21 protein-coding genes and 1 pseudogene are annotated in these 25,692 nt (G+C 72.8%); 9 read left to right on the forward strand and 13 right to left on the reverse strand.

Annotated elements, in window-relative coordinates; all coding sequences use genetic code 11:
* Positions 1–188: 188 nt before the first annotated feature.
* Together serC and ACFW3L_RS08070 are read left to right on the forward strand one after the other, a co-directional pair.
* On the forward strand, positions 189–1,310 hold the full coding sequence (gene serC, locus ACFW3L_RS08065; protein ID WP_378737710.1) for a phosphoserine transaminase: 1,122 nt from the start codon (positions 189–191) through the stop codon (positions 1,308–1,310).
* 124 nt (positions 1,311–1,434) lie between these two features.
* On the forward strand, positions 1,435–2,442 hold the full coding sequence (locus ACFW3L_RS08070) for a glycerophosphodiester phosphodiesterase family protein (protein ID WP_378737712.1): 1,008 nt from the start codon (positions 1,435–1,437) through the stop codon (positions 2,440–2,442).
* Between the two features lie 42 nt (positions 2,443–2,484).
* Here ACFW3L_RS08070 and ACFW3L_RS08075 read toward each other — a convergent pair whose 3' ends face one another.
* A complete protein-coding gene (locus ACFW3L_RS08075; protein ID WP_378737714.1) occupies positions 2,485–3,555 on the reverse strand; it encodes a hypothetical protein in 1,071 nt (356 codons plus the stop codon).
* Between the two features lie 91 nt (positions 3,556–3,646).
* On the opposite strand from ACFW3L_RS08075, the gene ACFW3L_RS08080 reads away from it, so the two are divergent.
* On the forward strand, positions 3,647–4,372 hold the full coding sequence (locus tag ACFW3L_RS08080) for a 3-keto-5-aminohexanoate cleavage protein (protein ID WP_378737715.1): 726 nt from the start codon (positions 3,647–3,649) through the stop codon (positions 4,370–4,372).
* Here the strand turns inward: ACFW3L_RS08080 and ACFW3L_RS08085 are convergent.
* The 3 genes from ACFW3L_RS08085 to thpR form a co-directional block, all read right to left on the reverse strand.
* On the reverse strand, positions 4,369–4,722 hold the full coding sequence (locus tag ACFW3L_RS08085; protein ID WP_378737717.1) for a MerR family transcriptional regulator: 354 nt from the start codon (positions 4,720–4,722) through the stop codon (positions 4,369–4,371). The two genes, ACFW3L_RS08080 and ACFW3L_RS08085, sit on opposite strands and share 4 nt — an antisense overlap.
* Before the next feature lie 47 nt (positions 4,723–4,769).
* The gene (locus ACFW3L_RS08090; RefSeq protein ID WP_378737719.1) at positions 4,770–5,966 is read right to left on the reverse strand and encodes an MFS transporter; all 1,197 of its coding nucleotides are present in this window, start codon (positions 5,964–5,966) and stop codon (positions 4,770–4,772) included.
* Positions 5,967–6,107: 141 nt separating this feature from the next.
* Positions 6,108–6,698 (reverse strand): RNA 2',3'-cyclic phosphodiesterase, encoded by a 591-nt coding sequence (thpR, locus tag ACFW3L_RS08095; RefSeq protein ID WP_378737721.1) that lies wholly within the window; start codon positions 6,696–6,698, stop codon positions 6,108–6,110.
* A gap of 81 nt (positions 6,699–6,779) precedes the next feature.
* Between thpR and ACFW3L_RS08100 the strand changes: the two are divergent.
* A pseudogene (locus tag ACFW3L_RS08100) lies at positions 6,780–7,403 on the forward strand (TSUP family transporter); the annotation flags it as partial.
* On the opposite strand, the gene ACFW3L_RS08105 reads toward ACFW3L_RS08100, so the two are convergent.
* A complete protein-coding gene (locus ACFW3L_RS08105; RefSeq protein ID WP_378737723.1) occupies positions 7,314–8,744 on the reverse strand; it encodes an MFS transporter in 1,431 nt (476 codons plus the stop codon). The pseudogene ACFW3L_RS08100 and the gene ACFW3L_RS08105 sit on opposite strands and share 90 nt — an antisense overlap.
* A 208-nt stretch (positions 8,745–8,952) precedes the next feature.
* On the reverse strand, positions 8,953–10,404 hold the full coding sequence (locus tag ACFW3L_RS08110; protein ID WP_378737725.1) for an NCS2 family permease: 1,452 nt from the start codon (positions 10,402–10,404) through the stop codon (positions 8,953–8,955).
* A gap of 221 nt (positions 10,405–10,625) precedes the next feature.
* On the opposite strand from ACFW3L_RS08110, the gene ACFW3L_RS08115 reads away from it, so the two are divergent.
* The 3 genes from ACFW3L_RS08115 (at position 10,626) to ACFW3L_RS08125 (ending at position 13,267) form a co-directional block, all read left to right on the forward strand.
* Positions 10,626–10,913 carry a DUF2530 domain-containing protein gene (locus tag ACFW3L_RS08115; protein ID WP_378737727.1) on the forward strand — a complete coding sequence of 96 codons (288 nt, stop codon included), beginning with the start codon at positions 10,626–10,628 and terminating at the stop codon, positions 10,911–10,913.
* Between the two features lie 52 nt (positions 10,914–10,965).
* Entirely contained in the window at positions 10,966–12,462 is a 1,497-nt protein-coding gene (locus ACFW3L_RS08120) for a methyltransferase (RefSeq protein WP_378737729.1), read from the forward strand.
* Between the two features lie 127 nt (positions 12,463–12,589).
* The gene (locus tag ACFW3L_RS08125; protein ID WP_378737731.1) at positions 12,590–13,267 is read left to right on the forward strand and encodes a DUF6518 family protein; all 678 of its coding nucleotides are present in this window, start codon (positions 12,590–12,592) and stop codon (positions 13,265–13,267) included.
* On the opposite strand, the gene ACFW3L_RS08130 is transcribed toward ACFW3L_RS08125, so the two are convergent.
* Positions 13,234–14,796, reverse strand: coding sequence for an MFS transporter (locus ACFW3L_RS08130; RefSeq protein ID WP_378737733.1), 1,563 nt, complete (start codon positions 14,794–14,796; stop codon positions 13,234–13,236). The genes ACFW3L_RS08125 and ACFW3L_RS08130 overlap by 34 nt on opposite strands.
* On the reverse strand, positions 14,793–15,359 hold the full coding sequence (locus tag ACFW3L_RS08135; RefSeq protein WP_378737735.1) for a TetR/AcrR family transcriptional regulator: 567 nt from the start codon (positions 15,357–15,359) through the stop codon (positions 14,793–14,795). Before ACFW3L_RS08135 ends, ACFW3L_RS08130 begins: the two co-directional genes overlap by 4 nt.
* A gap of 124 nt (positions 15,360–15,483) precedes the next feature.
* Between ACFW3L_RS08135 and ACFW3L_RS08140 the strand changes: the two genes are divergently transcribed.
* On the forward strand, positions 15,484–16,329 hold the full coding sequence (locus ACFW3L_RS08140) for an MOSC domain-containing protein (RefSeq protein WP_378737737.1): 846 nt from the start codon (positions 15,484–15,486) through the stop codon (positions 16,327–16,329).
* 114 nt (positions 16,330–16,443) lie between these two features.
* Here ACFW3L_RS08140 and ACFW3L_RS08145 read toward each other — a convergent pair whose 3' ends face one another.
* The 5 genes from ACFW3L_RS08145 to ACFW3L_RS08165 form a co-directional block, all read right to left on the reverse strand.
* Positions 16,444–19,566 (reverse strand): sacsin N-terminal ATP-binding-like domain-containing protein, encoded by a 3,123-nt coding sequence (locus ACFW3L_RS08145; protein ID WP_378737739.1) that lies wholly within the window; start codon positions 19,564–19,566, stop codon positions 16,444–16,446.
* Between the two features lie 225 nt (positions 19,567–19,791).
* A complete protein-coding gene (locus ACFW3L_RS08150) occupies positions 19,792–20,547 on the reverse strand; it encodes a DUF3027 domain-containing protein (protein WP_378737741.1) in 756 nt (251 codons plus the stop codon).
* A gap of 330 nt (positions 20,548–20,877) precedes the next feature.
* Positions 20,878–21,261, reverse strand: a complete 384-nt coding sequence (locus ACFW3L_RS08155) for a cold-shock protein (RefSeq protein ID WP_378737743.1) — start codon at positions 21,259–21,261, stop codon at positions 20,878–20,880.
* Positions 21,262–21,752: 491 nt separating this feature from the next.
* A complete protein-coding gene (locus ACFW3L_RS08160) occupies positions 21,753–22,514 on the reverse strand; it encodes a hypothetical protein (RefSeq protein ID WP_378737745.1) in 762 nt (253 codons plus the stop codon).
* Positions 22,515–22,738: 224 nt separating this feature from the next.
* Complete coding sequence (locus ACFW3L_RS08165) at positions 22,739–23,089, reverse strand: CPBP family intramembrane glutamic endopeptidase (protein WP_378737747.1); 351 nt, start codon at positions 23,087–23,089, stop codon at positions 22,739–22,741.
* A gap of 92 nt (positions 23,090–23,181) precedes the next feature.
* Here ACFW3L_RS08165 and ACFW3L_RS08170 point away from each other — a divergent pair, with 92 nt between their 5' ends.
* A complete protein-coding gene (locus ACFW3L_RS08170) occupies positions 23,182–25,638 on the forward strand; it encodes a helicase-associated domain-containing protein (protein WP_378737749.1) in 2,457 nt (818 codons plus the stop codon).
* Positions 25,639–25,692: the final 54 nt, after the last annotated feature.

Here is a 25,692-nt window from a genome sequence, read left to right on the forward strand (position 1 = left end):
CCCCGGCAGCTGCCTCATTAGACAGCAACGGGCACCGGGCCGACATCCCCTTTCCACGAATCGAGACTGGCCCATACCGGCCAGTAGCTCCGACCTGTGACGATTCGTTGCGTCGGTCACGTGATTTCACGACATCAATTGCCGACCTGACCGGCGCTCCCACGTCGTCCACCACTACGCTGGTCCGCGTGACCGAGATTCAGATTCCCGCGAACCTGCTGCCCGCCGACGGCCGTTTCGGGAGCGGCCCCTCCAAAGTCCGCGCCGCCCAGCTCGACGCCCTCGCCGCCTCCGGCTCCCGTTACCTGGGGACCTCGCACCGGCAGAAGCCGGTCAAGTCCCTGGTCGGCCGGGTCCGCGCCGGTGTGAGCGAGCTCCTCTCCCTGCCCGACGGCTACGAGGTGGTTCTCGGCAACGGCGGGACCACCGCCTTCTGGGACATCGCCGCCCACGGCCTGGTGCGCTCCAAGTCGCAGCACCTGGCGTTCGGTGAGTTCTCCAGCAAGTTCGCGAAGGTCGTCGGGGGCGCCCCCTGGCTGGACGACCCGACGGTCATCACCACCGAGCCCGGCACCCACGGCGAGGCCGTCGCCGAGGCCGGTGTGGACGTGTACGCGCTCACCCACAACGAGACCTCCACGGGTGTGGCCGCGCCGATCCGCCGGGTCTCCGGGGCCGACGAGGACGCGCTCGTCCTGGTCGACGCCACCAGCGGTGCGGGCGGTCTGCACGTCGACGTCTCCGAGACCGACGTCTACTACTTCGCCCCGCAGAAGAGCTTCGCCGCCGACGGCGGCCTGTGGATCGCGGTCATGTCGCCCAAGGCGCTCGCCCGGGTCGAGGAGATCGCCGCCAGCGGTCGCTACGTCCCCGAGTTCTTCTCACTGCCCACGGCGATCGCCAACTCCGCCAAGGACCAGACGTACAACACCCCGGCGGTGTCCACCCTCCTGCTCCTCGCCGAGCAGCTGGAGTGGATCAACGGCCAGGGCGGGCTCAAGTGGGCTGTGGCCCGCACGCACGAGTCCAGCTCGATCCTCTACAACTGGGCGGACCGCTCCCCTGTGGCGACCCCGTTCGTCACCGACCCGGCCCAGCGCTCCCAGGTGGTCGGCACCATCGACTTCTCAGACGAGGTCGACGCCGCCCGGATCGCCCAGGTGCTGCGCGCCAACGGCGTCGTGGACACCGAGCCCTACCGCAAGCTGGGCCGCAACCAGCTACGGGTGGCGATGTTCCCGGCCGTGGAGCCCAGCGACGTGAACGCGCTCACCGAGTGCGTCGACCACGTCCTGACCCGGCTGTCCTGACGGGGACCACCGGGGGACCGTCCTGAATCGGTCCCGCGACACTGGAGAATGGAGGCCGACCCGCCGCGCGTGGGTCGGCCTCCTTCTCCTACTTCCGCTCATCGTTTCCCAGGACGGTCCCACTGTGCGCAGGAACAAGAAGACTGAACTCCCCATCAAGATCATCTCCCACCGGGGGGCCTCGGGTCACCGGCCCGAGCACACGTTGGCCTCGTACGAACTGGGCGCCCGGCACGGCGGCGACTTCATCGAGATGGACCTGGTCGCCACCAAGGACCACCAGCTGATCTGCCGCCACGAGCAGGAGATCGGTGAGACCACCGACGTGGCCGACCGCCCCGAGTTCGCGGACCGGCGCACCAAGCGGACCATCGACGGACGCACCGTCGAGGGGTTCTACGCGCAGGACTTCACCCTGGCCGAGATCAGGACGCTCCGGGCGCGCGAGCGCATGGCCGAGGTCCGCCCGGACAACGCGGTGATGGACGGGACCTACGGCATCCCGACCCTCCAGGAGGTCATCGAGCTCGCCCTCTCCCTGACCAAGGAGCTGGGCCGACCGATCGGCATCTACCCGGAGACCAAGCACCCCGCCCACCACGTGGAGCAGGGCCTGGACCTCGAACCCCCGCTGATCGCCGCCCTGCGGGAGGCCGAGCTGGTCGGCGAGGAGCCGAGGGTCCCGGTGTTCCTCCAGTCCTTCGAGGCCGAGAGCCTGCGCAAGCTCTCCGAGACCGGGCTGCCGCTGGTGTACCTCATGGGCACCGAGGAGCACTGGCTGCACCACACGACCCCGGACGGCCTGGCCGAGGTCGCGACGTTCGCGCACGCCATCGGCCCGCACAAGAGCCTGGTGATCCCCACCAACGAGGACGGTTCCCTGGGCGAGCCCACCGATCTGGTGAAGGACGCTCACGAGGCGGGCCTGGTCGTGCACCCCTTCACGTTCCGCAGCGAGAACCACTTCCTGCCGACGGACCTGCGCTCGGACGGCGACCCGAAGGACTACGGCGGCTTCGCGGCCGAGTACGAGGCCTTCTTCGACGCGGGCGTGGACGGTGTCTTCACCGACTTCTCCCGGCACGCCTTCCTCTGCCGCGAGCACTACCTGGACCCGCAGCCCGAGAAGTAGTCGAGGCGTCGGGGTCGGTCCCCCGCCCGGGTCCCCGCGGACTCAGGTGCGGCGGACCAGGAGGACGATGGCGCCGATCAGGACCACGGCCACGGCGGCTCCTCCGAGGATGAGCGGGAGCGCGCCCGAGGCACCGGACTCCCGAGGCTCCTCGTCCTCGCTCCCGTCCTCGTCGGCGGCGGGTGAGGCCTCGACCTCGGCTTCGGCCGCCGCGTCGGGCAGCAGCTCCCCCGACAGCGGGACGCGCCAGACCGGGGAGTTCGCGCCCTCGGTGCCCGCCATCAGCGCGGTGCCGTCCGGGGTGAAGGCCACCGACTCGCCCTGCTCCATCTCCGGCAGGTCGAAGGATCCCACCGACCTCCCCGGCACGCCGTTGGTCCCGTCGTAGACGCTCACGCCCCAGTAGGTACGGATGGCGTAGCGCGTTCCGTCCGGGCTGAACGCGGCGTCGGTGGCGAAGAGCGGCGCGGAGTCCACCCGCGTGAGGACGTTCTCCCCGGAGGGGTCCAGGTTCTCCGGCGCGGCGTAGACGCTGCCCGCGAACTCCTTGGACACCACGTGGATGCGACCGCTCCGAGGGTCGATCATCATCCCCTCGGCGTCACGCCCCCCGTCCTCGTAGGTGAACGTGAACACCGACGGGTCCAGGACGGCGTCGCCCAGGACCTCGGGTTCGGCGAAGTGGTACACCCGGATGTTCGGCCAGCCGCCGCCGAAGTTGTCACCGATGTCGCCCACGAAGACCGTGGGCACCCCCTCAGGGCCCTGGGCGACGCTGATCGCCTCCCAGTCACGGCGCTCGATGTTCAGGGTGACGGTCGCGAGCGTCTCGCCGTCCTCGTCGACCGCGTAGACCTCCGAGGGGTGGTCGCCGCTGTCGTTGTGCGTCCACCACACGCCCTCGTGCAGCAGCGAGGGAGCCAGCCCGCTGGACTCGGAGATGCGGTCGTCCTGGAACTCGAAGGCGATCTCCGAACCCTCGGGGCCCTCACCACCGCGCGGGTAGTCGACCCCGCCCGTCCCGTCGTCGGGGTCAACGGGGGCGGCCACGGCGGAGGCCGTCGGGGCCAACGCGAACAGGGCCGCCGCGACGAGGGTCAGGGAGCTTCTCATGCCCGCCATCCTGCCAGGGCGGACGGCCCGGGGCTTGCACCCGGGTGCGAGCGGGAACATTCCGCAGAGAGAGCGCGCAAGGAGAGACCTCATGAGGATCGTCGCCTGTCTCAACGGTGACCGGCGTCCGGGTGCGCACCCGGCGCTGCCCGTCTCCGTCGACCAGCTCGTCACCGACGCGCACGCCGTGGTGGCGGCGGGCGCCACCGCCGTCCACGTCCATCCCCGCGACCCCCGGGGAGCGGAGTCGTTGGAGCCGCAGGTGGTGGCGGCGCTGATGGAGCGGATGCGCGCGGACGGGCCCGACGTCCCGGTGTCGCTGACCACCGCGCTGTCGGCGGAGTCCGACCCCTGGCGCCGGTACGACCTGGTGCACAGATGGCCCTCCCCGGCGTTGCCCGACTCGGTGTCGGTGAACCTGCACGAGCCGGGGTCGGTGGACCTGGTCCAGCTCCTGCGTGACCGCCGGGTGGCCGTGGAGGCGGGGGTGTGGACGGTGGACGCGGCCCGCATCCTGGTCGCGACCGGGCCGGAGGTGGCGGCCGTGCTGGTGGAGCCGACCCAGGTGGCGGTGGAGGACGCCCGGCGCAACACGGAGGCGATCGCCCGCGTGCTGGACCGGGGCCGGGTACGCGTCCCCCGGATGCTGCACGGCGTGGACGCGACGGCCTGGCCGGTTCTGGAACAGGCCGTGGAGGAGGGCCTGGACATCCGGATCGGCCTGGAGGACACGATGCGGCTGCCGGACGGCACGGAGGCCCACGACAACGCCGCCCTGGTGGCCCACGCGGTCTCCCTCACCCGAGCACGGGCCTAGGTCCCGGTCTCCTCCGCGAGTCGGCGTTCGATCCGGCGCTCGGTGGCGGTGAGCGCCTCGATCCGTTCCCGGACCGCCCGGAGCCTCTGCTCGTAGAGCGCCACGGCCTCCGCGCAGGCGGGTTCGCGGGCCAGGTCCAGCTCCAGGCAGTCCTGGAGTTCCCGCACGTCCTCGGAGGTCAGCCCGTTCTCCAGCAGGAGGCGGATGTTGCGCACCCGGTCCACGGCCTCGGGACCGTACTCGCGGTAACCGTTGGCTGCCCTCTCCGAGGCGAGCAGTCCGCGCTGCTCGTAGTACCGCAGGGAGCGCGGGCTGGCGCCCGTGCGTTCGGCGAGCTCTCCGATGCGCATACCGTCTCCGAACCGGTGGGGGCGCGCGGGCGCGCGGCCCCACCAGACTACGAAACCCTCTCGCGGTGCCCGCTGGTGGGGAACCAGCGCACGGAGAGCGCCATGAACCCCAGCGCGGCCAGGCCCACGGCGGTGGCGGCCACCGGGACCCCCGCTCCCCCGTACCCCGCGACGACCGCGCCGCCCAGGGCCCCGGCCACCGCCGTGCCCACGTACAGCCCTCCGGTGTTGAGGGCCAGGGCCTCGGTGCCCGCGTTCCCGGCCAGGAACAGCAGCCGGGCGCTCATCGGCGCGGCGAACCCCCAGGCCGCGAAGCCCCACAGGGCGAGGACGCCTGCCAGGGCCCAGGTCGGCACGCTGGTGGGGAGCGCCAGCAGGACCAGGAGGAGGCTGGTCCCGACCATCCCGGCGAAGGTGCCGAGCAGGACCCGGTCGGCGCCCCAGCGGTCGGTGGCCCTTCCGCACAGGAAGGTCCCGACGGCCCCCGCGGCGCCCACCACCGCGATCAGCGGGGCCAGGGCCGCGCCGCCCGTTCCGGTGAGGTCGCGGGTGATCGGGGCGACGTAGGTGTAGGTCATGAACCCGCAGGTGGCCCCGGCGACGGTCCCGGTGACACAGGTCAGGATCGCGGGACGGCCCAGGTGGCGCAGCTGTGCGCGGAGCCCCGCCTCGGGCGCCCCCGGGAGCGGGGGCAGGTACCGGAGGGAGGCGAGCAGGACCGCGCCGGTGAGCAGCGCGACGGCCACGAAGGCCGAGCGCCAGCCGAACGCGGAGCCCAGCAGCGCGCCGATCGGCACCCCCAGGAAGAGGGCGACGGTCAGCCCCGCGGCGACGGCGCCCACCGCGCGTCCGGTGTGTCCGGACGGGGCGAGCCGGGCCGCCATGGAGAAGGCGGCCGGGGTGAGGGCGGCGGCGACCAGGGCGGCGAGCACCCGTAGGGCCATGAGTGCGGTGTACGTGGGCGCGAGGGCGGTGACCAGGTTGACCAGGGCGAACACCGCGAGTCCGCCGAGGAGGAGGGTGCGGCGGGGCATCCGGGCGGTGACCACTGCCAACGGAGGGGCCGCCACGGCGTAGGTGAGGGAGAAGACTGTCACGAGCTGCCCCGCCGCGGCGACGCCGACGTCGAGGTCCAGTGCGATGACCGGCAGGAGTCCGGCGATGACGAGGTCGTCGGTCCCGACCGCGAAGGCGGTCAGGGCCAGGCACGCGAGCCAGCCGGAACGGAGCGTGGAAGTGGTCATGGCCCGGACGTTAGGACCCTGACACCGGTGTCAGGGTCAAGCCGGCTCAGCCGAAGAGGGCTCCCAGGACCACGATGAGCATGATCGAACCGAGCACCACTGGCAGCAGCCAGCGCTGCTTGCGGTTGTTGGTGAGCATGCTCATGACGTGCCCCGCTCCGGTGCTCGTTGGGATTCGCTCCCCCAGGGTAGTCCCCAGCTCCGGACGGTCCGGTAGCGGTCCGGCCCCGACGGGCGGCTCTCGACGAGGGAGACCCGGTCGGCCCGCCAGCCGGTGGCGGGCGCCGGGCCCAGAGCACGCAGGGTCCGGGTGACGTCGCGGGGGCGGCGGGCACGGGCGAGGGTGACGTGGGGCACGAAGGGGCGTGACGAGACGGGCACGCCCGCGTCACGGGCCGCGTCGGTCAGGACCCCGGCGAGCTCCGGGAGCCCGTGGCCCCGCACCCCCGCCCACACGACGGACGCGCGATGCCCCGGCCCGTCCGTTCGGGGGAAGACGCCCCAGCCGTCGAGGGCCAGTTCGGGAGGCGGCCACCCCTCCAGGGCCCGCCCCAGCGCGGTGGAGAGCTCCGCGACGGGCACGGCGGGCTCCCCCAGGAAGACCAGGGTGAGGTGCCAGCGCTCCGGCGGACTCCAGCGCAGTTCCGGCGCGGTGGGGCGGGCGGCGCGCACCGCCCGTTCCAGACGGTCCCGGACCTGGTCGGGCGGCCAGAGCGCGACGAACAGGGTCATGACATCATCATCCCTTCGACTCCCGCCGCCCGCCACCTCGTCCTGTGAGCCGCCTCCGTGTACGTCCTCGCCTGTGTGTTCGTGGTCCTGACGCTCGCCGCACTGATCCGTATCACCGCGGGCTTCGGGTTCTCCCTGGCCGCCGTGCCGCCGCTGGCCCTGCTCCTGGACCCGGTCACGGCGGTGGTGGTCTCCGCGACCCTGGCGGTCCCGCTGAACCTGTGGGTCGCGCTGCGGGACCGGGCACACGTGGACCGGCGGTCCGCCGTCCTGTTGCTCGTGTGCGCCCTGGCGGGGGTGCCGTTCGGGCTGTGGGCGCTCAACGTGCTCTCCGAGCAGGTCCTGCTGGTGCTGATCGCGGTGACGGTCGTCCTCGGCACCGTCCTGGTGTGGCGCAGGGTGCGCATCCCCGGCGGTATGGGGGCGGTGGCCGGGATGAGCGCGCTCTCAGGCGCCGCGTTCGCCTCCACGGCGATCGACGGCCCGCTGATGGTGGCCGGGCTCCAGGGCTCGCGGCTGGCCGAACTGGAACCCCGGGTGCAGCGGGCCACACTCGCCGTGACGTTCTCCGCGACGAGCGTGGCGACGCTGGTGGGGTTCGGCTTCGGCGGTCAGCTAACGCCGCAGGTCGGAGGCCTGCTGGTGGTCGGTGTCCCCGCCCTGCTGATCGGCACCCTCGTGGGTGAGCGCCTGTTCCGCAGGCTGGACGCCGAGCTGTTCCGCCGTACCGTGCTGGTGCTGCTCGCGGTCAGCTCGGTCTCCATGGTCACCCGGGTGGTCACCGCCTGATCCCGCCGGTTCGGGTCCGCGCCGCCGCCGGGGCAGCAGGTCGCGCGCGGCCACGCCCCTGACGCGCATCAGCAGCACCGTGAGCACGCCGACCACGACGGTGGTCACCGCGCCGCCCGTGAGGAGGCTGGCCTGGGGTCCGAAGGCGTCCGCGATCAGGCCCACCACGGGCGCGCCGATCGGGGCCACACCCATGAACACCAGCAGGAACATGCTCATGACCCGGCCGCGCATCTGGGGGTCGACGCTCAGCTGGAAGGTGGCGTTGAGCGTGGTCACGAAGGTCATGAAGAGCACGCCCATCGGGACCAGGACCAGAACGAACGCGACGTAGCCGGGCATCAGTCCCGCCACGAGCTGGGTCGCACCGAACCCCATCGCGCCGATCAGTACCAGCTTCAGGCGCGGGTGCTCACGGCGCGCGGCCAGCAGGGCCCCGGCCAGCGCGCCCACCGCGAGCGCGGCGGCGGCCACGCCGAAGGCGGTCGCCCCGGCCTCGAACACGTTGTTGACCATGAGGGCGATCTGGTTCTGCGCGTTGGCGCCGAAGAACTGCACGGCCCCGGCGAGGACCAGCAGCAGGACCAGGTCGCGTCTGCCCCCGATGTAGCGCAGGCCCTCGCGGATCTGCCCCTTGCCGCGCGGGACGCGTTCGGTGGGGTTGAGGTCGGCGGTGCGGATCAGTAGCAGGGCGACGATGGTGAAGGCGAACGAGAGCCCGTTGACCATGAACACCGGTCCGCTGCCGACCAGGCCGATCAGCACTCCGGCGACGGCGGGACCGGTGACGCGGCCGAGCTGGAAGCTGGCGCTGTTCAGGGCGATCGCGTTGGGCAGCAGGTCCCGGTCGACCATCTCCGGGACGAAGGCCTGACGCCCCGGGTTGTCGAGCACGGTGATCAGGCCGAGGCCGAGGGCGAACAGGTAGACGTGCCAGACCTCGGCCGCGCCGAGCGTGGCCAGGACACCGAGGCCGACGGCGAGCACGCCCATGCTGGCCTGGGTGATGATCAGGAGCCTGCGCTTGTCGAAGCGGTCGACCATCGCGCCGCCCCACAGCCCGAGGAAGAGCATGGGCAGGAACTGGAGCGCGGTGGTCATTCCCAGCGCGATACCGCTGCCTCCGCTGAGTTGGAGGACCAGCCAGTCCTGGGCGATGCGCTGCATCCAGGTGCCGGGGTTGGAGACCAGCTGACCGAGCGCGTAGATGCGGTAGTTGCGCACGCCCAGGGAACGGAACATCGCGATGCGGCGCATCAGTCCCTCCCCGTCGGACACCGGGGAGGGGCGGAGGCGACCACCGGGACGTGGTTTCGGGGGCAGAGAAGTAAACGGCGTTGACTCATCACTTCACGCAACGATACCCACCCCGCCCCGCATTCCCCTCCCCTGGTACACGACTCGGGCCGACGCCCCCGCTCGGGGACGTCGGCCCGGGTCCGACAGGGCTCAGCGGATCAGGAGGTCACCCGATCAGCGCGTAGATCGGCGCCTCCGCGAAGTGGATCAGGAAGATCACCGAGATCAGCCACAGGAGCGGGTGCACGCGGCGGCCACGGCCCGTGACCAGCATGACGAAGGCGAAGGCGAGCAGGCCGAACCCGATGCCGTTGGCGATCGAGTAGGTGAACGGCATCATGATGATCGCCAGGAAGGAACCGATGCCGATGGCCGGGTCCTTGAAGTCGATGTTGGTCACCTGGGTCATCATCATGAAGCCCACGATCACCAGGACCGGGGTGGCCGCCTCGAACGGAACCAGGGTGACCAGCGGCGTGAACAGGGTCGCGACCAGGAACATCGCACCGGTGACGATCGGGGCGATACCCGTTCGGGCGCCCTCACCGACACCGGCGGCGGACTCGGCGTAGAGGGTGGCGACCGAGGCGGAGCCGATGCCGCCCAGGACCGTGCCCAGGGAGTCCGCGACCAGCACCTCACGGGTGCCCTCGATGTTGCCGTCCTCGTCGGCCAGCCCGCCCTGGTGCGCCACACCGACCATGGTGCCCATGGTGTCGAAGAAGTCCGCCAGCAGCAGGGTGAAGATGAGCATGACGACGGTGGCCACGCCCACGTCGGAGAAGCGACCGGCCAGCCCGCCGTCGAGGAACAGGCCCAGCAGGGAGACGTCCGGGAGCGCGACCAGGTCGCCGGGGCTGGTGGGCAGGCTCGGCACGGTCAGGCCCCACCCGAGGGCGTCGGCGCCGTCACCGAGGAGCGTCTCCACCGCGATGGCGACGAACGTGGTGGCCACGATGCCGATGAGCAGCGCGCCGCGCACGTTGCGCACGTAGAGGCCGATGCTCAGGAGCAGGCCGATGACGAAGATGAGGATCGGCCAGCCGTTGAGGCCGCCGTCGCCGAGCTGGACCGGGGTGCCCTCACCGGCCTGCACGAAACCGGCGTTGACCAGTCCGATGAGTGCCAGGAAGAGGCCCACACCGACCGCGATGGCCACCTTGAGACCGGGCGGGATCGCGGCGAAGACCGCGGTGCGGAAGCCGGTCAGCACGAGGATGAGCAGGACGACGCCCTCGATGATGATCAGCAGGAAGACGTCGGCCCAGGACATGAGCGGCGCGATGCCGTAGGCGACCACGGCGTTGAGGCCCATGCCCGCCGCGATGGCGAAGGGGTAACGGCTGACCACGCCCATGAGCACGCAGGAGAGCGCGGCGACCAGGGCCGTCATCGCGGCGACGCCGGGGATGCCCAGCGTGTCGCCGTTGACGTCCTCGGCGGTACCGATGATCAGTGGGTTGAGGACGACGATGTACGCCATGGCGAAGAAGGTCGCCATGCCACCGCGGACCTCGGTGCCGATGGTGGAGCCGCGCTCGGACACGCGGAAGTAGCGGTCCACCGCGCCCTTGGGGCGTCGTTGCTCGTCAGTGGAGGAGGGAGTCGGTGCGTTCACGTCGTCAGCCTGACCTGGTCGTGTTACTGGACAACAAGGATTCTGCGCCAGATTAGTTGCATCTTCGTACAACACCCGACACCCGTTTCACATCAATTTCATAGAAATCGCCATATGAAGGGGAGATCGGATCATCGGGTGTGACCAAGGCATCTCCCCGCTGACCTCGCGTCATCGCACCGCTACCGCGCCCGCCGGGTGCCAGCGGATAGCCTGGATCCGTGCCCAAACCTCGTCAGCCCGACCCCGAAGTCCACGAGAGCGACTACCGCGTCCCCGCCGCCATCGGCACGGTCGCGTGGACGATCGCCCTCGTGGTGCTCCTCGTCATGGGAGACGGCCTGCCCTCCTCCGAGAAGTGGTGGATCGGCGTCTGTGTGACCGGGATCGCCCTCGGGGTGTTCGGGTTCCTCTACATCCCGTACCTGTTCCGCAAACGCGACGAGGCGGCGGATCGGGCGGTCGGACGGTCGACCGAGGAGGCCCCCCGCGAGCCCGGAACCCCCTGAACCGTGCCACCGGCGCACCGGGGCACCTCGTCACCTGACCGATAATGGGCTGGTGTCTGAGACAGAATTCCCGCGAGGACTCGCCGACCGGCTCCGTGGCACCCTGATCGACGCCGACTACACGGTGTCCGGGGTCCGCGACCGCCTCGGTGACGCCGCCGCCAAGGCCCTGGCCCGCGAGCAGCTCGTGCCCGCACTCCGCGCCACGGGCGGGGAGGAACGCCTCGGACTGCTCCTGCGCCTGTGGTGGCTCCAGGCCCCCATTCCGGCGCGCGCGGCCCGTGCCATCCTCCCCGTCGACGAGCTCGCGGACGCGGGGCTGGTCACCGTCGAGGAGGGGGCCGACGGCCCGGTGGTCCGTGCCCTCGTCCACCTGGGCCCCTGGGAGCTGGAGGACGGCCGCCCCGGCTTCGTCGTCTCCGACCCCAAGGTCCGGCCCGGCAGCGGGCGGGTACCCGGCGCCGACCACGTGGTCGGCGCGGGCGGCGCCTCCGCCAACCTCTCCCGACTGATCGTCGACGGCCCCTACGAACGCGCCCTCGATCTGGGCACCGGCTGCGGTGTGCAGGCCCTCCACCTGGCCTCCCGCGCCCGGGAGGTGGTGGCCACCGACCTCAACCCGCGCGCGGTGCGACTGGCCGGGATCAGCCTCGCCCTGTCCGGGATCACCGGCGCCCGCCTGGCCCAGGGCTCGCTCTTCGAGCCGGTCCGGGACGAGCGCTTCGACCTCATCGTGTCCAACCCGCCGTTCGTGATCACCCCCGAGACGGCCCGGTACACCTACCGGGAGTCCGACCTGCCCGGCGACACCGTCTGCGCCGAGCTGGTCCGGCAGGCCCCCGCCCACCTCACCGAGGGCGGGTGGGGACAGTTCCTCGCCAACTGGACGCACACCGACTCCGACGACTGGCAGGACCGGGTGGGCGGCTGGATCACCGGCACGGGCTGCTCCGGCTGGGTCGTGCAGCGCGACGTCCAGGACCCCGCCGAGTACGTGGAGCTGTGGCTGCGCGACTCCTGCGAGCACGGCACCCCCGAGTACACGCGCCGCTACGACGCCTGGCTGGACTACTTCGACCGCGAGGGCATCAAGGGGATCGGCTTCGGCTGGATCAGCCTGCGCAACGACGTCGCCCAGGACGCCACCGTGCGGGTGGAGGAGCTGCGGCACGACGTCCAGCAGCCGGTGGGCCCCTACCTGCCGGACGTGGTGGACGGCGCGATGACCGCCCACCGCCTGACCGACGCCGCCCTCCTGGCCGCGCACGTGGCCCTGGCGCCGAACGTGGTCGAGGAGCGCGTGGCCGTGCCGGGGGCGCCCGACCCGGAGAAGATCCTGCTGCGCCAGCGCGACGGTCTGCGCCGCGTGGCGCGGATCGGCACCGTGGAGGCGGCGCTGGCCAGTGTCTGCGACGGCACCATGCCGGTCGGTCCGCTGCTGGACGCCATCGCGGACCTCATGGGTGAGGACCCGGTGATGATCCGGGAGCGCACCCCGGAGGCGCTGCGCACGCTGATCTCCGAGGGCTTCTTCCGCGTCGCCCGGTGACGCGCCGGGGCCTGGGCGGTCCGGTCTCCCACCGGTGAACCGGCGGGGCGGGACCCGGCGATAGGACCCAGGAGTCGGCCCTCACGGGGCCGACACGTCCCGTCACCGACGCCCCGAGGACCCCACCGTGAGCACGACCGACACCGGCCCCGACGAGACCGCTTCCGAACCCGGAGCCCGGCCCGCGCCCGCTGGGGAGCGGTCTCCGTGGTTCGTCCTGGCCCTCGCCGTCGGCGGCGGGCTGCTGGTGGGGGTCCTCACCTCGTACGCGCAGGGGCTGCTCCCCGGGGTCCTGGCGCCCCTGGCCAACTCGTCGGGGTCCTGGAGCGTGGCCGCCCTCCTCCTCGCCTACCCCGCCCGGCGGCGGGGGTTCGCGATCGCGGCCGGTGTGCTCACCCTGTTCGCCATGGTCGCCGGGTACGACCTGGCCTCGGTTCTGAGGGGCTTCCACCCCTCCCTGGGCTCGTCACTCTTCTGGTGCACGGCGGCGGTCGTCGTCGGCCCCTTCCTCGGGTGGGGCGCCCACGCCCTGAGGACGCGCTCCGGGTACGTGCCCCTCGCGGCTGGCGCGGTGAGCGGTCTGCTCGTCGGTGAGGGCGTGTACGGCCTCACGGTCATCGCCGCCACCACGCCAGCCGCGTACTGGTGGGGGTCGGTCGCGGCGGGCGCGGCCCTGCTCGTCTGGGCCGTGGTCCGTCGGTTCCCCCGTTTCCTCCCCGCCTCGGGCGCGGTGGCGGCCGCCGCCGTGGTCGCCACCGTCTTCCCGTTGGTCTACTCCATCGACCTGTTGGTGCAGTTCCCCTGACCGGCGGACGCACCGACGGCCTCGTCGTTCCAGCCGCGCTTGTGGAGGAAGGCGAACGCGGCCGAGGCGAGCAGGACGGCGGCGGCGATCGCCAGGGTGACCAGGAAGCCGTTGTCGAAGGCACGGGCGGCGGCGGACACCAGCTCGGCGGCGTTCGCGGCGTCCAGGTCGCGGGCGGCGGCGAGGGCCTCGTCCATACCCTCGGCCGCCGAGGCGGGCGCCCCGTCGGGCAGGACGACGGTCCGCGCGAACACGGCGGCCATCATGCTGCCCAGGATCGCGACCCCGGTCAGGCTGCCCAGTTCGTAGGAGACCTCCTCCACCGAGGCCGCCATGCCCGCCCGGTGGGCGGGGGCGTTGCCGACGATCGCGGCGGACGCGGCGGTCATGGCCGCACCGGTGCCCGCGCCGATCACCAGGAGCCCGGCGACGGTCCAGGGCAGTGGAGCGGAGGCCGTCAGGAGCACCACCACGGTCCCCACGGTGGAGGTGAGCAGCCCGGCGACGATCATCGGCCGGGTGCCCACCCGGTACAGCAGCGCTCCGACGACCACACCCACGGGCAGGGCGCCCAGGGCCATGGCGGCGACGGTCGTGCCCGCCTGCAACGGGGTGAACCCCAGGACCAGCTGGAGGCGCTGGGTGAGGACCAGCTGCACCCCGGCCAGCGCGAACATCGCCATTCCGGCCGCCAGCACACCGATGAGGATGCGCGGGTCGCGGAAGAGCGCGAAGTCGACCAGCGGATAGGCCTGCCCGCGCTGGCGTCGTACGAAGCTCCAGATCCCGGCCACGGCGGCGCCCAGGGCCACCGTCACCGCCAGGACCGACGGCTCGGGGCCGGTGAGCTCCTTGATCGTGTAGACGAGACCCACCAGGCCGACCATGACCTGCACGGACGCGAGCAGGTCCCAGGGGCGGTCGGAGCTGCCCGAACCGCCCGGCGCGACCACGGCGGCCAGGACGAGCGCCACCAGCACGATCGGCACGTTGACCAGGAAGACCGAGCCCCACCAGAAGAACTCCAGCAGCGCCCCGCCGACGATGGGCCCGACCGCCGCGCCGACCATGGCCATGGTGCCCCAGACCCCGATCGCGATCCCGCGTTCGCGCTCGTCCACGAAGGTGACGCGGATCAGCGACAGCGTGGCGGGCATCATCGCGGCGGCGCCCACCGCCAGGAAGGCGCGCCCGGCGATCAGCATGGCGGGGCTGACCGCGTAGGCGGCCACGAGGGAGGCCGCGCCGAACAGCACGAGTCCCACGAGGTACATCCGCTTGTGGCCGACCCGGTCCCCGAGGGTCCCGGCGCCGAGCAGCAGGCCCGCCATCACCAGCGGGTAGGCGTTGATGATCCAGAGCCGTTCGGAGGCGCTGGCCCGAAGGTCGGAGCTGAGGGTGGGCAGGGCCGTGTAGAGCACGGTCATGTCCACCGAGATGAGCAGCAGCCCGGCGGAGACGGCGGCCAGCACGAGCCAGCGTCTGGCTCGGGAGACGGGTGCGGTCCCGACCTCGTGCGCGTCACTCACGAGTCCTCCTTGGTGCCGGAGGCCTGCGGCTCCGCCGTGGTGAGTCGGTCCAGGCGGTCCCGCAGGGCCCGCGCCACCTCCTCGGAGAGCGGGTTCCCCGGGGTGGCCTTGAACATCCAGAGCCCGTCGGCGGCCAGACGCGCGAGGAACAGGTCCAGTCCGCGCGGGTCGAGCGACTGAGGGACGGGCACCCACCGCTCCATCAGGTCGTCCCAGATCCGGGCGAGCTCGGGGTTGGACTCGGACTCCACCATGAACGCGAGGTCGGCGTGGCGGACCTCGCCGCGCATCATGACGCGAACGTAGGCGCCGCCGCGTTCCACGGGCGTGGCCCCCTCCCAGGGGACACCGAGCTCGGCGACGAGCCGTTCCTCCAGGCCCTGGACGAGGTGGCGTTGGATCGCCAGGAGCAGGTCGTCCCTGGTCCGGAAGTGGTAGAGGAGGCCGCCCTTGGTCAGTCCGGCCTCCTCGGCGGTGGCGTCGAGGGTCAGCGCGGTGATGCCCTGCCGTTCGGTCACCCGGACGGCGGCGTCGAGGATGAGGGTGCGGGAACTGGGTCGCATGGGAGTAACTGTACCTTCCAGAAGGTACAGTTACGGTGTGTGAGGTGAACCACACCGCCGAGCCCTACGAGGTTCCGCGAGGGTTCGTCCGCCGCTCCGGGAGGGGGCCGGTAGCGTCGTCGTCATGAGCGCCACTCCGACCGCCCGCGTGTCCTCCCTCGCCGTCTACCCCATCAAGGGATGCGCCGGACTCCCCCTCGGCACCGCCGAGTTCACCTCCGCCGGGATCACCCACGACCGCTCGTTCATGGTGGTGGACGACTCCGGCGACTTCCGCAGCCAGCGCAGGGACCCGCACATGGCGCGGATCGTGCCCGACCTCACCCCGGACGGCTCCCGGCTGGTCCTGAGCACCGAGGGGTTCTCACCGGTCAAGGTGGACGTGGACCCCGAGGGCCCCCGGCTCGACGTGACGGTGCACAACAACCCCCTCGTGGGCGTGGACCAGGGCGACGAGGTCGCCGGGTGGCTCACCGAGCTGTTCGGCCGCGCCAGCCGCCTGGTCCGGGTCCCCGACGACAACCGGCGCGTGACCACCGGGGTCACCCCCGGCACCGCCGGGTTCGCGGACGGCCACGCCGCCGTGATCGGCTCGATGACCTCCCTGGACCAGCTCAACGAGCGCATCGTCGCCGACGGTGGGCGTCCGGTGCCGATGGCCCGGTTCCGACCCAACGTCATCGTCACCGGTTGGCCCGAGCCGCACACCGAGGACCTGATCCGCCGGGTCCGGATCGGCACCGCCGAGCTGGGCTACGCGAAGATGTGCACCCGCTGCACGGTCACCACGATCGACCAGGAGACCGGGGAGAAGCGCGGCCCCCAGCCGCTGCGCGCCCTGGCCGCGTACCGCCGCGTCGCCGACGGCGGGGTGGCCTTCTGCACGAAGTTCGCGGTGACCGGCCCGGGCACGGTGTCCGTGGGCGACGCCCTGGACGTCACGGAGTGGGCCGAGAGCCCCGAGGCGTAGTCGCGTGGTGGGGGCGCGTCCCCAGGAGCGGGGAGCACGCCCCCGGACGACCACGTGTCCTGGAGAGCCGGGCGGTGGACGCCGGGCGCGACGGCGGTGGACGCCGCGACGGAGCTACTCCAGGTCGGCTTCGGCCAGGAGGCGCGCGGCGGAGGACGGGTCCCGCAGGACGGCCGCGAGCAGGTGGCGGCGGGACCACTGACCGGCCCGCCAGCACAGGGCCCGGGCCAGTCCCTCCGCCCCGGAGGCGTGGATCGCGCCGTCCCCGACGAACCACTCCACCTCCACACCGTCCACGGTCAGCTTCTGGTGGTGCAGGTACGTGCGGTCCGACTCCCCGGCGAGGAACAGGGCGGCCTCGTCGGGGACCGCGCGGACACGCCCTGCCGAGTTCACCTTCCCCGTGACGCTCTCCGACGCCAGGTCCAGGTCGAGCACGTCGGCCAGCCGCTCGGCGGCGGCGGCCTCGGCCAGCACCAGCGGCCGGTCCGTCACGAGGGGCAGCAGGTCCGGCGAGTCCACGACGACGGTGTCCTCGGCGTCGGCGACCACGATCGCCCCCTCGCTCACGGCACGCACCAGCGACGGCGGGGAGACGAGGTCGGCGTCGACCTCGGCCAGCGCCGTCCACAGGCGGCGCAGGGCCGTGCGGCTCACGTGCCGCGCGGGGTCGGCCAACCGCTGGAGCAGATCGTCCGGGCCGTCCGGGTCCGCGAGCAGGTCCGAGAGGGTCGTGCGAACCCCCAGCGCCCGCGCGAACTCCGGGTCGACGTCGGCGGGCACCTCGTCGTAGAGCCCGTTCAGGGCGGGCTCGGCGTCGGCGGTGCGCAGTTCCACCGGAGCGCGTCCGCCCAGGAGCGCCCGGGTACGCAGCCACCAGGCGGTGTAGGACGGCACGTCGACCACCCGGCCGTCCGGCATGAGCAGGCGGGCGGGCTCGACCACCGCCTCGCGCAGCGGCTCCCGGGAGAGCATAGCCAGGGCCTGCGGCCAGGCGTCGTCGGAGACGTAGTCGAGGTCCGCGACACACACCAGCTCGGGGACGACCGGCGGCAGTTCGGGGTCGCCCACGCGCTCCAGGACGTCGTCGGCCCAGTCGTCCAGACCGTCCGGGCCCTCGTCTCCGGCTCCTTCGAAGGCCAGCGGAGCCTCACCGAGGGCGGCCTCCTCGGCACGCACCACGGTGAGCTCCCACAGGGCGCCGACGGCCCGGAGGGCGTCGGTGCCGTGCCGCTGGACGAGGTCGTCGTGGACCGTGCCGAACGGGGCGTCGTCCACCAGCAGGTCGGCCAGGGGAGCGCCGGGCACGAGGAGTTCGGCGGCGATCGAGTAGCCGTCCTCGTCGTCGCGCAGGGCCAGCTCGGACAGCCAGGGAGCGTCCCGGACCGTCGTGCCGGACGCGGCCACCAGGTCGAGGACGGCCTCCGCGACGGGTTCGGGGTCCTCGGCGTCCAAGGAGTCCCGGACCGCCGCCTCGGTGCGGGGGTCGGCCAGGACGGTGGCGGCACCGGCCTCCACCGCGCCCAGGCGCAGCAGCAGCGGGTGGGCCGCCTCGGGGTGCACCACGCGCACGCCCAGTGTGGCGAGGACGGCGGGGTCGAGCCGGTTGCCCTCGGCGTCCGCGACCCGCGCCCAGTCGTCGGTGGGCACCAGCAGCGAGCGCGGACCACGGACCAGGCGGTCGTCGGCCAGGGGGACCGGCAGGGAGCCGAGTTCGTCCAGGTCGGCACCGCCGTTCCCGGCGGTGCTCAGGGCCGCGTAGAGCCCGCGCCACCACTCCGGCGAACGCTGGGTGTCCCCCAGCAGGTCGGCGAGGTCCGCCAGGCCCAGACGGCGTACGCGCAGCGCGGCCAGGGCCGGGTGGCGGGGGCTCCAGGAGCCGGGCAGCACCGGGGGAACGAGGTCGACCAGCAGGTCGACGAGGTCGGCGGCACCGCTGGCTCCCCCGGTGTCCACGAGCACGGCGTCGCGGGGGGCGACCGGGTGACCGGCGGCGGTGGCCAGGAACGGGGTGTCCTGGAGCGGTTCGGAGACGCGGGTGCGGAAGACCGCGTCGACGGCTCCGCCACCCACCCGGGTGGCGGGCACGAGGTCGAGGGCGGCGGCGGGGGCGAAGCGGCGCAGCAGCGCGCAGTAGGCGTCGGCCGCCTCCATGAGCAGGAGGTCCGTGGCGGCGCCCGGCTGTACGGAGCGCCGGTCGGCGCCCAGCGGGAACGTGCCGATGAGCACGGCGGGCAGGTCGAGTTCGGTGTCCGTGGGGGTGGGCGCGTGCACGACGTGCTCGACGTCGGCGGGCAGCGTGGCCACGCTTCCGTCAGGGGTCACGGGCACCGCCCAGGTCAGCGACCACGTGGAACGTTCGCGTTCCTCCGTGGGGCGGTCCGCGAGCAGGTGCGCGGCGAACTCGCCGAACCGGCGCAGCACGCGCCAGGGCGTGACCCTGCTGCCCCCGGCGTCGCTGTGGGTGGTGACCAGGTCGTTGCCGTCGTCGCCGGGAGCGCGGGTGAGCGTCCTCGGTTCGCCGTCGACGACGACGCGCACCTCGGAGATCCCCTCCAGGGCGAGCAGGAGCGCCTCCCCAGTGCGGTCCAGCAGTTCCAGGACCCGTTCGCGGGCCCGTTCGTCGCGGAGGACCAGCGTGACGACGGTGTCGTAGGCGCCCTCGGGGCGCTCGGGCACGACGTCGGCGGCGAACGGCAGGCGCAGCATGGGCACGTGCCCGGCACGGCGGCCCACCTCGTCCGCGAGGTCGGCGTGGGTGCCGTCGGCGTCGAGCAGGTCGGTGACCACCGCGCGGGCCCGCTCGGCGGAGAAGTGCACGGCGGTGCCGCCGGAGTCCACGGTGACGTCGTCGCTGAGTGACACCACGGCGGAGAAGCCGACCCCGAACCGGCCCGCCGAACCGTGGTCGTCGCGCTTGCTGGAGGCCCGCAGCGTGGCCAGGGACTCCACGCCCTCCGAGGTCAGCGGGGCGCCGGTGTTGGCGGCGGTGAGGCGGTCGCCGTCGAGGGCGAGGAGGAGCCTGCCGGGAACCCCCGCGCGGCGGGCGGCGTCGGCTGCGTTCTGCGCGAGCTCGACCACGACCCGGTCGCGGTACCCGCCGAGCGCGAAGTCCTCCTCGGCGTTGGCGTCCTCCCGGAAGCGGGCGGGCGCGTCGGCCCACGCCGACAGCACGCGGCGGCGCAGTTCGGCCGTGTCGAAGGTGTCGTCCACCGAAGCGGTCACCGGATCGGCCATGGTGGTCTCCTCCTGCGCTGGGCGCGCGGTCCGATCAACCCGACACGGGTGTGCCGGGAGCGACAGGGCGAGCTTGGTGGTAGGTCGACCCTAGCCCACGACCGCGGCGGTTCGGGTCCGGTCGGGACCGCGTGGCGTGCGCGCCGGGCGGGGACGGGAACGGGCCCCGCCGCGTGTGCGACGGGGCCCGTTGTTCAGGTGGATCTGCCCGTGTTGGTCGGCTCGTCAGGAGTCGCTGGAGACCAGTTCCAGTTCCGTGGTGTCGTCGAAGACGATGTGGTCGTACCCCATCTCGTCGACGACCGGTGCGACCGGCTCGTTCTGCGGGCCGGGGCGGCGGACCTCGGAGTGGGCTCCGCAACCGTGGTCGAGGGACACGACCCTGCCGTCGTCGGGCGCGTACTCGTTGGTGCACACGCCGAACATCTGGCGCAGCTCACCGGCGAGCGGGGTCAGGAACCCACAGGTGGCGCAGGCCGCCGGAGCGGCCGTGGCGATGGGGCTGCGGGGTCCGGGCTCGCCGTTGTACCAGCGCTCCGCGGCCTGCTCGCGGCCGACCTCGGAGAGGACCTGGCGTCGGCCCAGTCCCAGCTCCCACACCATCTGCTTGTCCATGCCCTCGGCGTCGAGTTCGCTGTCGGGCACCTGCGCGTAGCCGGGGACGAGGCGTTCGTCGTCCTCTTCGGTGGGGAGCAGGTCCCCCACACCGACGTCGCCCGGGCGCAGTCGTTCCTTCCAGGGCACCCAGTTCGGAGCGACCAGGGCACCCTCGCCGGGCAGCAGGACGACCTCGTTGACCGTGACGTCCTTGGCGCGCGAGGCGCGGACGACGGTGACCGAGTAGGTCCATCCCGGGTAGGAGGGGTCCAGGCACTGGAAGTAGTGGGTGACCAGGCGCGTGTCCTCGACCTGGGCGGTGAGGTGCTCACCGACCCATTCGGGTCGCCCGACCTCCGCCGCAACCGAGCGGGCCAGATCCACCGCGTCGACACATGCTTTGTCCGGTACAGGAGAACGTCGAGAAGGGCTCACGTTCACCATTCTCACTGATCGCGGGCACCGATTTGACCATAACGCGGGTCAAGGTTCGGCCGATACGACCTCATGACGGAGTCTTGTGCCACCAGGGACGGCGGATACGGGTGATCTGGGCGCCCACCGACCGTGATTCCGGGGGTTCGGGACAGAAAGTCACCCGTTTTTTCGGCCAGCGGACACCGGGCGCGATCGAAGGGTCCCGAGGCGCCGAAAAGGCCGTGGTGGACGCCGAACGCGTCCGCCACGGCCCCTGACCAGGTACCCCGGGGGTCGTCAGGCCTCCAGGTCGTCGGCCACCACGCGCAGCACGGCGGCGACCCGGGCAGCCTCGCGCCTGTCGGGGTGGTGGCCGCGCCGGTAGCCGTTGGAGACGTTCTCCAGGAGCTTGATGAGGTCCTCGGTGATGAGCACCATCTCGTCGGGCTTCTTGCGGCGCGCCCTCGCCACGGAGTGCTGCGTGTCCAGGAGTCTGACCTGGAGCGCCTGGGCGCCCTTGCGCCCGTCGGCCACGCCGAACTCGACCCGTTGGCCGGGCTTCAGGGTGGTGGTTCCGGTCGGCAGCGAGGTGGAGTGCACGAACACCTCACCGCCATCGTCCTGGGTGAGAAAGCCGAAACCCTTGTCGCCGTCGTACCACTTGACCTTGCCGGTGGGCACGTAGAGACCTCATGCTTTCACTGACGGGCGCGCGCGACGTAGGAAACGATGGTCCACCTGTTCCCCCGCCCCGGGCGGCCCCTGGTTTCCATGGGTGGTTCCAGATTAGTGCCCGAGGGCTCACCAAGGCGAGGGATTATGGGCGGGTCCGATTCCACCGCTCCGCCCCTGGCCCGGAAACACGGAACGAGGCCCGGATACGGCTCACCCGGGCCTCGTGGCGTCGACGGCGCCCCGTCACCGCTGGGTGCGGAGTGTGGGACGGGACTCGGCGGAGTCAGGGACGTCGTCGACGAGCCGGTGCCCGAGCTGGAGGCCGGACCACCTGTCGTGCACCGCCTCGATGCGACAGCGGCGGTGTACCGACATGAATACCCGACCCGACGTCCGCGGATACGCGCCAACGGGCCGACCGGAAAAGGTTATTCCCCAGGGTTTGCCAACCAATGACGGAACGGACCGGTTCGGGGGCGTTCGGGTTCCCCGACCGATCAGCTCCGCACGGAACGGTCCGCGACCCGGGCCGCGCGGGCGGCCTTCGGGAAGAGGTACAGCACGCACGCGAGCGAGGTGAGACCGAGCGCGGGGACCCCGGTGGCGGGCAGGGCCTGCTGGATGTACTGGTCGACGAACTTCGCCTCACCCGTCCACAGCGCCGTGCCGACCACGCAGGCCAGCAGGGGGAGCCCCGCACCGACCCACTTGTCCCGGGCGTTCCACACCTGGCTGAGCACGATGAGCGCGGCGCCGAGCACCCACAGGAAGGCCACGTCCCACCACACTCCGGCGAGGACGAGCATGAGCAGGGCCACGGCCTCGGGCGGGTGGTGCCGGAGCATCATGAGGCCGTTGCGGGTCACCCCGGGTTTGCGGGCGACCCTGCCGTCCATGCGCAGGTCGGTCTGGCTGGGCCCCTCCAGCAGGGACATGAACCCCTGGTTGGGGCCGCCCCGCCAGGGCGGTGGCGGACGGTCGGCGTGCCGCGGCTTGGGCGGGATCATCTCGTCGTCCTCGAGGTCGACCGCCTGGCCGGTGAGCTCCTCCCGCACGAGGTGTTCGGGGGATCCGAAGCCACGGAGGATACGCCGTACGGTGTCGACGTCGTCGAGGTCGGCCGCCTCGCGACGTTCGTCGATGCGCGCCCGCAGGCTGGCGAGGTAGGCGGTCCGTTCCCGGGGCGTCACACGACCGTACAGCGCGAGTCCGACCTCGGAGAGATAGTCGAGTACCACTTGTTCCGAGCGCTGGGTCATGGCCCCATATTGGCCGACATTGACCTGCCTTTTAACCCTCCCCCTCCGTTTCGGTCCAGGAATTCTCCCCCCATACGGTTCACACCGCGTGAGCGCCTCCCGGGGTGGCACCCGTTCGACCTGCCCGGACGAACCCCGCCACCGCGCGGACCCCGGGGCGTCCTCGCTCGTTCCGGGGTCCGCGAGGAGGGACGCGGCCAGCTCGGCACGGCCCCCCGCGGGAGTCAGGCCGCCATGGCCGCGAGGGCGAGCAGCGCGAGGCTGATGGCGTTGTAGAGCGCGTGCATGAGGACCCCGGGCCAGATCGATCCGCTGCGCCGGTAGAGCTCGGCGGCGATCAGCCCCACGATCACCGCCGCGGGCAGGACCTCGTTGACGCCGTGCATGAGCGCGAACACCACCGCGCTGCCCACGACACCGACCAACGCGCCGTAGCGCAGCAGCACCGTGGTCACGACCCCGCGGAACAGGAACTCCTCACCGAGGGGGGTGAGCACCGCCAGGGTCAGCATCGTCAGGGCCAGGGACAGGGCCCCGGCTCCGGCGGCGCGGCTGGCCCGGGTGCCCTCCTCCACCCACTCACCCGCGACGGGTGTGGTCGCCGCCGCACCGGGGGTTCGCGCGTGGGGGTGTGCTCCTCCCCGCCCGATCACTTAGCGTTGATCCGATGACCGACTACGCGCCACCCGGGTCCGACCGGGGCACGGGCGGCCCCGACGGCGATCCGCCGGGGCGGCCCCCCACGTTCACTGCCTGGCTGCGCTCACGCTCGGACGACGAGCTGACCGCCCTCCTGGACGCGCGTCCGGACCTGGCGCAGCCGGTCCCGGCCGACATCGGAGCCCTGGCCCACCGCGCGACCTCGCGCAACGCGGCGTTGCGCGCGCTGGAACGGCTCGACCGGTTCACGCTCCAGGTCCTGGAGTCCGTGGTCGCGCTCGGCGACGACCGGCTCTCCGAGCCCGTGGGGGCCCAGCCCGCGGAGCTCGCCCACGGGCTCGGGCTGTCCCCCGGCGACGGTCGGGGCACGGAACCGCTGGACGCGGCCCTGGACACCCTGCTCTCCCTCGCCCTGATCTGGCCGGACCACGGGCGGCTGCGCCCCGTCCAGGTGCTCCGTGAACTCCTGCCCCACCCCGCCCAGCTGGGGCCGCCCGCACGGGCCCTCCTGGCGGCGCTCCCCCACGAGGCCGTCCGCCGGTTGGCCCGCGACCTCGTCCCGCACAGCACCGCCAGCAGCGCCGTGGAGACGGTCGCCACAGCGCTGTCGGACCCCGGACGGCTCGCCGCCCTGACCGGCCAGGTCGGGGCGCCCGCGCGGCGCCTGCTGGACAACCTGGCCTGGGGACCGCCCAACGGCACCGTCAGCGACGCCCGCCGGGAGGTCGACCTGGCCACGGCCGCCTCCCCGGTCGAGACCCTCATCGCCCGGGGCCTGCTCGTGGCGACCGGTGACGACACCCTGACCCTGCCCCGCGAGGTCGGCCTCCACCTGCGTTCCGGCGTGCTGTTCCGCGAGGTCGACACCGCCCCGCCCGCCTTCGAGGGGCGTCCGGTCCCGCCCGACGCCGTCGCCCGCGCCGCCGCCGGACAGGCGTTCACCGTGCTGCGGGCTGTCGAGGAGCTGCTGGAGCGGTGGACCGAGGAGCCTGCCGCCGTCCTGCGCAACGGCGGGCTGGGCGTCCGCGACCTGCGCCGGGCCGCGCAGGCCATGGACACCGACGAGGACACGGCCGCCCTGTACCTGGAGGTGGTCCGCGCCGCCGGGCTGATCGGCACCGACCACCGGGTCGCGGGCGAGTGGCTGCCGACCCGCGAGTACGACCTGTGGCGCGAGCGCGCCCCGGAACGACGGTGGCTGCTCCTGGTCCGGTCGTGGCTGGGTTCGGACCGGGTGGCCTCGCTGACGGGCTCCCGTGACGCGGGCGGGCGCGTGCGCAACGTGCTCGGCCCCGGGCTGGTCAGACCCGCGGCCCCGCAGGCCCGGCGCGACCTCCTCACCGAGCTGGGCGAGGCCGGCCCGGACCTGGCCCCGAGCGAGGACTCGCTCCGGGAGCGGCTGGCCTGGCACCGCCCCCGCCGCCAGTCCCCCGTGTACACCGATCTCGTGGGAGCCGCCCTGACCGAGGCGGCCGCCCTCGGCCTCACCGGGCTGGGGGCACTGGCCGAGCACACGCGACCCCTGCTCGGGCTCGCCGAGGACGCCGAGGAGACCGCCGCGCGCCTGCTCTCCGCCGAGCTGCCACAGCCCCTGGACTACGTGCTCGTGCAGGGCGACCTCACCGCCGTGGCGCCGGGGCCGCTCGTCCCCGAGCTCGCCCGGGAGCTCGCGCTGGTCGCGGACGTGGAGTCCACCGGCGGCGCCACCGTGTACCGCTTCACCGAGGACTCCGTGCGCCGTGCGCTGGACGCCGGGCGCGGGGTCTCCGACATCACCGCGCTGCTGGAACGCCACTCCCGTACCCCGCTGCCGCAGGCCCTGCGCTACCTGGTCTCGGACGCCGGTCGCAGGCACGGGAGGCTGCGCACCGGCACGGCCGCCAGCTACCTGCGCTGCGACGAGCCCGCGCTGCTGACCGAGCTGGTCTCCGACCGCCGGGCCGCCGACCTCGAACTCCTGCTCCTGGCGCCGACCGTGGTGGTGAGCGGGCTGAACCGCGCCGCGCTCACCGAGCGCCTGCGCCAGCTGGGCTACCACCCGGTGCCGGAGAGCGGCGACGGCACGATGCGCCTCAACCGCCCCGAGGTACGCCGGGCCGAACCGGACCCCTCGTCCACCGTGGAGGGCGCTCCGACCCCCGAGCTCACCCGGGCCACCGTGCGCGCCCTTCGGGCCGGGGACGAGGCCGCCAACGTCGCCCGCGTCCCGGTGGCCCTGCCGGAGGGGGGCACCGCCGGGTCCCGGGCCTCGGCCGTCATGGAGGTGCTCTCGGAGGCCGCTGTGGCCGAGCGCCGTGTGTGGATCGGCTACACCGACACCGACGGCCGCCAGGTCAGTCGGATCGTCGAGCCCTCCAGCGTGGACGGCGGCTTCCTCACGGCCTACGACACGACCCGGGACGCCGTGCACCGCTTCGCCATCCACCGCATCACCGGGGTGGCCGAGCTGGCCCCCTCCGACTGACGCGTCCGGAACGCCGACGGGGTCGGCGGGCTAGAGTGGCGTAGGTCGATCACC

The sequence above is a fragment of the Nocardiopsis sp. NPDC058789 genome (assembly GCF_042745575.1).
Classification (GTDB): domain Bacteria; phylum Actinomycetota; class Actinomycetes; order Streptosporangiales; family Streptosporangiaceae; genus Nocardiopsis; species Nocardiopsis eucommiae.